Source organism: Candidatus Accumulibacter aalborgensis, from assembly GCF_900089955.1.
Lineage (GTDB): Bacteria > Pseudomonadota > Gammaproteobacteria > Burkholderiales > Rhodocyclaceae > Accumulibacter > Accumulibacter aalborgensis.
The window spans coordinates 1-1,235 of record NZ_FLQX01000039.1 but is presented as its reverse complement, the minus strand read 5'-3'; the positions used below and the strand labels follow the sequence as shown (position 1 = coordinate 1,235).

General features: G+C 56.2%; 1 protein-coding gene. It reads left to right on the top strand.

Translation table 11 applies throughout. The annotated features are described in order from the left end of the window. Positions 1–347: 347 nt before the first annotated feature. On the top strand, positions 348–1,235 hold an 888-nt coding region (locus ACCAA_RS04225), incomplete at its 3' end, for an IS630 family transposase (protein WP_186406001.1).

Genomic DNA, 1,235 nt, shown 5'->3' with positions numbered 1-1,235 from the left:
CACGCATTATGACATAGAACTTGGCGCTGTGGCGTGAATTCTTGAGGGGGTGTGAACGGTTACGCGCCCTGCGCATTATGGAATTATTTGGCCGCATGAGCAGGATTTCAGTGCCGACACAATTATTTGGGACATTCAAAATTCTTGATAACGGTTAAGGTCGGTCGGGGACAGACCACGGTTTTCTGGCCTAATTGTTTGTTCAACCCCGACTGGCGCGACAAGATCGCGCTAGTCGGCTAATTCGGATATTAACGATAAGTAAATAATGGGATAAGCGGTCTCGGATAAGTTCTCCGACTTATTTCTGTATGCTTCCCCCTCTCCAACCTCCCGAAAGCCACGCCATGTCCCGCCAAGCAAAGACTGTGACCCTGTCAGGGGAGGAACGCCGCCGGCTGGCGCGGATAGACGAGCGTGGCAGCGACTGGCGCGAACGTCGGCGAGCACGGACCGTGCTTCTACTTGATCAGGGACTGTCCATCGATGCCGTGGTGGCCCGGCAGAGGATCCATCGCGAGACCGTCGCCTGCCACAGGGATGTCTGGCTGGCTCGAAGCTTCCAGGGTCTGCGTGATCTGCCGCGCAGCGGTGCCCCTCGCAAGCTATCGGAAACCCATAAGCAGGTGCTCTGCGCTTGGGCCAAGGAGGAAGCCTGTACGGCCCCTCAGTTGAAGATCCGCCTGTCAGACGAGCATGGCGTACAGGTATCGGTATGGCTGGTGCAGAGGGCCTTGAAGGAGAAAAACTACGTCTGGAAGAGAACCCGGCACAGTCTCAGAAAGAAGCGGGACGAAGAAAAATTTCGGGAAGCCCAGGTAGAAATAGCGGAATTGGTTGAAAAATCAAAGATTGGTGAAATCAAACTGGCCTACGTAGACGAAGCGGGCTTCGCACACGCGCAGCCGAATCGAAACGCCTGGACCGAAAAAGGGGGAGTTCACCTCATCACGGCCGAGCGTGGCAAGCGCCTGAATGTGCTGGCGGCATTGATATCGACCGGAGCGTTGTTCTCGGCCATGTTCTGGGAAACCACGACCGCAGCCGCATTTGCAGGTTTCCTCGGTCTGCTTCTGAAAAGCGTCGGCGGACCACTGACGGTCATTCTGGACAATGCTTCCATCCACAAGGCGAAGGCCATCCAGCCTGTGCTGACTCTCCTGAAGCAACAAGGACGTAAGCGTTTAGCCCCCCTACCACACGTACCGAGCAGGTTGGTGCGGAGCGCAGCGCTT